The sequence below is a fragment of the Flavobacterium panici genome (assembly GCF_903819335.1).
Classification (GTDB): domain Bacteria; phylum Bacteroidota; class Bacteroidia; order Flavobacteriales; family Flavobacteriaceae; genus Flavobacterium; species Flavobacterium panici.
In genome coordinates this window covers 178,996-186,187 of the sequence record NZ_CAIJDE010000047.1, presented here as the reverse complement: position 1 = coordinate 186,187, position 7,192 = coordinate 178,996, and the positions used below count along the sequence as shown (strand labels likewise).

At 34.3% G+C, this 7,192-nt stretch carries 4 protein-coding genes; all 4 read left to right on the top strand.

The window, feature by feature from the left end; genetic code table 11:
* Positions 1-640 precede the first annotated feature (640 nt).
* Positions 641-2,116, top strand: coding sequence for an MFS transporter (locus FLAPXU55_RS15330; RefSeq protein WP_180858818.1), 1,476 nt, complete (start codon positions 641-643; stop codon positions 2,114-2,116).
* A gap of 25 nt (positions 2,117-2,141) precedes the next feature.
* On the top strand, positions 2,142-3,734 hold the full coding sequence (locus tag FLAPXU55_RS15325; RefSeq protein ID WP_180858817.1) for a NarK/NasA family nitrate transporter: 1,593 nt from the start codon (positions 2,142-2,144) through the stop codon (positions 3,732-3,734).
* A 28-nt stretch (positions 3,735-3,762) separates the two neighbouring features.
* A complete protein-coding gene (locus FLAPXU55_RS15320; protein ID WP_053470288.1) occupies positions 3,763-4,812 on the top strand; it encodes a hypothetical protein in 1,050 nt (349 codons plus the stop codon).
* 161 nt (positions 4,813-4,973) lie between these two features.
* Positions 4,974-7,190: a molybdopterin oxidoreductase family protein gene (locus FLAPXU55_RS15315; protein WP_180858816.1), complete on the top strand. Its 2,217-nt coding sequence runs from the start codon at positions 4,974-4,976 to the stop codon at positions 7,188-7,190.
* Positions 7,191-7,192 lie beyond the last annotated feature (2 nt).

Genomic DNA, 7,192 nt, shown 5'->3' with positions numbered 1-7,192 from the left:
TGATTTTCAATTATTTAAATTGTGTTTATAGGCTTTTAAATATGTTAAATTATTTTATTAGAACACTTAAAAATGTAGTATTTTACATTTAATTTACTCGTTTTTAAATCCTTAGCAAATTAAAAATCGGACATAAAAAGACCTGAAAAAGATTAAAAAACGTCTGCATATGGAAATTTTAGTTGATGCAGCAAAAAATTTTCACTTATTAAAATAAAATTCCCAATTATGGCTATCAAATTTGTTTAGCAGTTTTTTTAATAAAAATTAATATGTAAAATATTAATAATTAACATATTAGTGTTTGTATTTTTTATAATTTTAGAGAATCAATTTTGAATTAGAAGTTTAGAACCTAATTTCTTGGCTATTTATACAGAGAGAAAAAAAGAAAGACCACCCCTTAAAGAATTAAAAACATAATTCTTACAAATAAAATTTCAGCTATAAGCCTTTATTTGATAAAAATATTATTTATATATTTTTATAACTACCTAATTAATAGTATTTTATTGTTATTGTTGTATTGAGGACTTATGGTCTTTAATATGATATATGTCATTTTTTCTCAGTTTTGAAGATTTTAATTTTGTCGTTTTACTGAAGCATATTTAGTTTAATACTATTTTAAATTTTTTATATGAGTAATCTTTCTCAATCTCACAGAATTCTATTTCTAAATACACTGGCCTTTACAATATGTTTTGCCTGCTGGACGCTAAATGGTGTTTTAATTACGTATTTAGCAGACAAAGGAATATTTAATTTTACTGTTGTAGAAACAGGATGGTTATTAGGAATTCCAATTCTTTCGGGCTCGATTTTCAGACTTCCAATAGGTATCTTGACAGATAAATATGGAGGTAAAATTGTATTTTCTATATTGCTTTTATTATGTTCCGTACCACTTTTTTTACTGCCTTTTGCAAATTCGTTCTGGAGTTTTGCTGTTTTAAGCTTTTTCTTCGGATTAGTTGGAACAAGCTTTGCAGTCGGTATTGGATATACATCAATTTGGTATCCGAAAGAATGGCAGGGAAGAGCCTTGGGAATTTTCGGAATGGGAAATGCTGGTGCAGCAATTACTACTTTTATTGCACCAACTTTGTTAAATCATTTATCCGAAAAAGATCCAATAAACGGTTGGAAAATGCTTCCTGTTATTTACGCCGTTATACTTGTTATCATAGGGTTGCTTTTTATTGTTTTTGCTAAAAATAAAAAGAACCCAACAGTTTCAAAAACAATAACACAATTAATCTCTCCGCTCAAAAATGTCCGTGTCTGGCGTTTTGGAGCTTATTACTTTTTAGTATTTGGTTTCTTCGTGGCATACTCACAATGGCTTCTTCCTAATTTCATGAATGTATATCATACAACCTTAGTAATGGGCGGTTTGTTTGCTACAATGTTCAGTTTACCATCTGGTGTAATCAGAGCTTTTGGCGGATATCTCTCAGATAAATTTGGAGCCAGAAAAGTAATATATTGGGTTTTAGGCTCATCAATTGTAATCAGCTTTTTATTAATGTTTCCAAAAATGGAAATTTACACCGCAGGTCCGGGCGTTTTGGCAATGAATAATGGAATTGTAACAGAAGTTTCGGCTGATAAAATTATGGTTGGCGAAAAAATACATTCCATAAATAAAAAAGAAATATTGCAGCATAGCGAAACATCAATTTTTCCCGAAAAAAGCTCTTGGCAGGAAATTATTGTCAAACAAAATCAAGAAGTTAAAAAGAAAGAATTGTTAGCACAGGGAATAACTCAAATTAAATTCAGTGCAAATCTTTGGGTATATCTGGTTCTGGTAATTCTAATAGGAATTTCATGGGGAATTGGAAAAGCGGCTGTTTATAAACACATTCCGGAGTATTTCCCAAATGAAGTAGGAGTTGTGGGCGGCATGGTTGGATTAATAGGAGGTTTAGGCGGATTTGTAGGTCCTATAATCTTTGGTTATTTACTAAACTATACAGGACTTTGGACCAGCTCATGGATATTCATTTTTGTAGTTTCTGTGCTTTGTTTATTGTGGATGCATCGAACAATTATAAATGCAACGCGAACTAAACTGCCAAACTTTACAAGAGATATAGAAAGTAATCATTAAAAAATAAAAATTAAACAATAGATATATGAAAACTTGGTTAGACAAATGGGAACCGGAAGATGAAGCGTTTTGGAACTCTGGCGGAAGTAAAATTGCATGGAGAACATTAACAATAACAACATTAACATTAATATTATCATTTGCCTCTTGGTTTATGATGAGCGTAATCGCGGTTAAACTACCCGGATTAGGATTTAGTTTTTCTAAAGATCAGCTTTTCTGGTTAACAGCAATTCCGGGATTAGCGGCGGGATTATTACGAATTATTCATACTTTTTTATTACCCATTTTCGGGACACGACATATTGTATCTTTTGCAACATTAATTAAATTAATTCCAGTTATAGGGATTGGTTTTGCCATTATGAATGTAAATACACCATTTTGGGTTTTTGCAGTTTTGGCTTTTACCACAGGTTTTGGCGGAGGAGATTTTTCATCTTATATGCCAAGTACAAGTTTATTTTTTCCTCAAAGATTAAAAGGAACCGCATTAGGAATTCAGGCAGGAATAGGAAATTTTGGAGTTTCGATCGCGCAATTTGTAACGCCTCTTATAATTAGTGTTGGTATTTATGGTGCTGCATCTGGTTTTACAAGCGTTGATCCTAAAGAAACATTAACCCTTTTACAAACATCCAGTCTGGAAAAACAAAAAGAAGTTTTTGCAACATTTGATGCAGAAGTTCAGACTAAAATACTTTCTAACGTAAAGAAAAACGTAATTAATTCTGTAAGTGCTGCGGTAAACTCTACTGATAACGTTATTATTTTTAATGCATTACCAGTAAAAGCAAAAGCAAAAGCCATTGCAAATGCAAATCCAAAATTAGCCGAAAAAATATTAGACAACATTAACCCTGAAAATACAGCCGTTAAAAAATCAGAGATCTACTTACAGTCTGCAGCATTTTGGTACGTTCCATTTTTACTAATCATGGCAATTTTAAGCTGGTTTTATTTAAAAAGTATTCCAATGATGGCCTCTGTAAAAGAACAAATGGACATTTTTTCAAATAAACATACCTGGTATTGTACGATTACTTACTTAATGACTTTTGGAACTTTTGCAGGTTTATCTGCGGCTTTTCCATTAATGATTAAATTTTTATACGGAGATTTTCCCAATGCACCAGATCCTTTAGTGTATGCGTTCTATGGCCCATTATTAGGTTCTGCAAGTCGAATTGCTTTTGGATTTGTAGCTGATAAAGTAGGAGGAGCAATCTTAACAACCATTACAGGTTTAGGGATTTTGTGTGGAGCCATTATATTGGTAACACAAGGATTGGTCGCACCAACAAGTATGGACCAATTTCCTCTTTTTGTTACAGTTATTTTAGTAATGTTCTTTTTTACGGGAATTGGCAATGCAGGTACTTTTAGACAATATCCAATAATATTTAAAGAAAATCCGCGTCAGGCAGCCGGAGTTATTGGCTGGACAGCTGCAATAGCTGCTTTTGGACCTTTTATCTTTTCTAAATTAATAGGGAATAATATTTCTGCTAATGGAACTGTAAATCAGTTCTTTATAGGCGTTTGTTTTTTCACTATATTAGCTACAGGTATCAATTGGTGGTTCTACAATCGTAAAAATTGTGAGAAACCAAGTTAAGAAGTAATCATTAAATTAAAAATTAAGGATGAAAGATAAAACATTTAATACCAAAGCCTTACTTGTTGCAACACTAGTTTCTATACTTACAATTGTGCTAGTGTTTTACGGATCAAGACAATTACAAAATTTTGATGCAGCATTAGTCACTTATTTATTCGGAACTGTTTTTGCCTTCTTCGGAATCGTTTATCGCTATACCGTTTGGCTGCAAAGACCTCCAACGTGGATGTATTTTAAAAGAAGCCTTAAATTTCTTTTTACAGGAAAAATAATTTCTCATTTATGGTTTCTGGGAAAAGAATCAGTACAAAATATTGTCGTTCAAAAGTTTATTTACCCAAGAAGCAAATGGCGCTGGTTTGCCCATTTTTGTATTGCAATAGGCTGTTTATCGGCTTTTGCCATCACAATTCCGCTTACATTTGGATGGATTCACTTTACGCTCGCACCAAATTCAATTTCCATTTACGAAGCACATTTCTTCGGATTTAAAATGATGGATTTTCAGATAAATTCATTTCTGGCTTTCCTGATTTTCCATGCCTTAAACTGGTCATCGTGGTTAGTTATAATTGGTTCCGTTTATTATTTAAGAAGAAGATTAACCAATCCCGGATTAATTGCAACGCAGACTTTTGAAGGTGATTTATTGCCCTTAATTTTATTAATAGCCATTTCTGTAACAGGTTTATGTTTAACATATTCCTATCAATTCATGAAAGGTTTTGCATATGATTTCTTAGCCGTAATTCATGCTGTAACGGTAATCATGTTTTTGATCTGGATTCCGTTTGGGAAATTCTTTCATATCATCCAGCGTCCGGCGCAAATTGGAGCACATATCTATAAACAAGAAGGAATAAAAAAAGGAATGGCAGTTTGTCCGCATACCGGAGAAGAATTTGCAACCCAGCTTCATATCAATGATTTAAAAATCGTAACAAAAGAATTAGGTTTTGATTTCACCCACGAAGACGGAACTTCTCACCTCGATTTAAGCCCAGAAGGAAAAAGATCACGCCTGGCACAAGCACACCTAAAAGCCAGACTAGAAGGCGGAAATTTATTTGGATAATTTATAAAAAGTTTCAAGTTTAAGGTTTCAAGTTTCAAGTTCCACACAGATCGTGAAACCTGAAACAAAACAAATAAAATTATAAAAGTTTTAGGTTTCAAGTTTCATGTTCTATAAGCAAACTTGAAACATGAAACCTGAAACAAAAAATAACAAAAAAAATGGCAAAACTACCCGTATCAACTGAAAAAATAATTGAACAATTTGGTCCGCATTTAAATTATGCGCCTGTAGATGGTTACGACGGAAGAGACGAACCAGATGACGTTGTAAAAACACATTGCTGCTTTTGCGGCATGCAGTGTGGAATTCAATTATTAGTGAAAGAAAATAAAGTAGTAGGTTTTGAACCGTGGATGGAATTTCCGTTTAACGAAGGACGTTTGTGTCCAAAAGGAGTTCAAAGGTATCTTCAAAATAATCACCCAGACCGACTTTTGCATCCAATACAAAGAGTAGAAGGAAAAGGTTTTGAAAAAGTTTCTTGGGATGATGCGATGGATAAAACCGTTTCTGAAATTAAAAGAATTCAGGAAAAATACGGAAAACACGCTTTCTCCATGTTATCTGGAGTTTCATTAACTAATGAAAAAAGTTATTTAGTTGGAAAATTTGCCCGTGTTGCTTTAAAAACAAGAAACCTCGATTACAATGGAAGGCTGTGTATGGTAAGCGCCGGAGCCGGAAATAAAAAAGCATTTGGTTTAGACCGGGCTTCAAATAATTATTCAGACTTAGAATATGCCGAAGTTATTATTGTAGCCGGAGCCAATATCAGTGAAACTTTCCCAACGCTAACACATTGGATTTGGAAAGCCAGAGATCGCGGTGCAAAATTAATTGTGATCGATCCAAGAATGATTCCGTTGGCAAGAACAGCGGATATTCATCTCGATGTAAAACCCGGAACAGATTCTGCATTATATGGCGCAATGCTAAAATATTTAGTAGATCACGATATGCTGGATCATGATTTTATAGATAATTATACATCAGGATTTCAGGAAACAATTGATGCCGTTAAAGATTATACGCTGGAATGGGCAGAAGAAGTAACCGGAATCGATAAAGAAAAAATAAAAGCAGCCGCTGAATTATGGGGAAAAGCAAAAACAAGCTTTTTATTGCATGCAAGAGGAATCGAACATCACTCAAAAGGTGTTGATAATGTTTTAGGCTGTATTAATCTTGTTTTGGCAACAGGAAGAATTGGAAGACCATATTGTGGTTACGGAACGATTACCGGACAAGGAAATGGTCAGGGCGGAAGAGAGCACGGACATAAATGCGATCAATTGCCCGGAAACAGAGATATTGAAAATCCGGAACACCGAAAATACATATCAGAAGTTTGGGGAATCGATGAAAAAGATTTACCCGGAAAAGGACTTACGGCTTATGAAATTATAGAGGCCATTCACAGAGACGAAATCAAAGGATTAATTTCCATTTGTTTCAATCCGTTAGTCTCGCTTCCGAACAATAATTACGTGCGTTCTGCTTTAGAAAAATTAGAATTTTACGTTTGTATTGATTTCTTTTTGAATGAAACTGCAAGACATGCCGATATTGTTTTGGCAGGATCTTTACAGGAAGAAGAAGAAGGAACAACAACTTCTGCAGAAGGAAGAGTGATTAGAATCAGACAAGCCGTTACGCCTCCGGGAGAAGCCAGAACCGATACTTCAATATTATTAGAAATAGCTAAAAGACTGGGCGAAGAAGATAAATTTACTTACGACAATAGTGAAGAAATTTTCAACGAACTGCGTGTCGCTTCAAAAGGCGGAACTGCAGATTATTTCGGAATTACGTATAAAAAAGTAGAAGATAATATGGGCATTTTTTGGCCTTGTCCAACCGAAGATCATCCGGGAACGCCAAGACTTTGGGAAGATAAAAAGTTTAAAACGCCAGACGGAAAAGCACATTTTAATCCCGCGCCTTATAAACTTCCGGGTGAAGTTACCGATGAAGAATATCCAATAACATTAACAACAGGCCGTGTAGTTTCACAATATTTAAGCGGAACACAAACACGCCGAATTGGAAAACTGGTAGATCAGTTTCCAGAGCCAATGTTAGAAATTCATCCTGAATTAGCAGAAAAATACGGAATCAAACAAAGAGAATTAGTAAGAGTAGCAACAAGAAGAGGTGAAGGAATTTTTCCTGCCAATATTGTAGAAACGATTAGAAAAGATACCGTTTTCATTCCGTATCACTGGCCGGGACACAAATCTGCCAATCAATTAACACCGGGAACTTTAGACCCGATTTCTAAAATTCCGGAATTTAAAGTCTGCGCCTGTTTATTAGATCCGCAGGGAAAAATAGCACCGCCAGCCAAAGAATCGGAAGCGTATGCAAGTGTTTAATC

Coding starts and splice junctions, on each gene's coding strand:
- FLAPXU55_RS15320 (WP_053470288.1), top strand. CDS start 3,763: ATGAAAGATAAAACATTTAATACCAAAGCCTTACTTGTTGCAACACTA.
- FLAPXU55_RS15330 (WP_180858818.1), top strand. CDS start 641: ATGAGTAATCTTTCTCAATCTCACAGAATTCTATTTCTAAATACACTG.
- FLAPXU55_RS15315 (WP_180858816.1), top strand. CDS start 4,974: ATGGCAAAACTACCCGTATCAACTGAAAAAATAATTGAACAATTTGGT.
- FLAPXU55_RS15325 (WP_180858817.1), top strand. CDS start 2,142: ATGAAAACTTGGTTAGACAAATGGGAACCGGAAGATGAAGCGTTTTGG.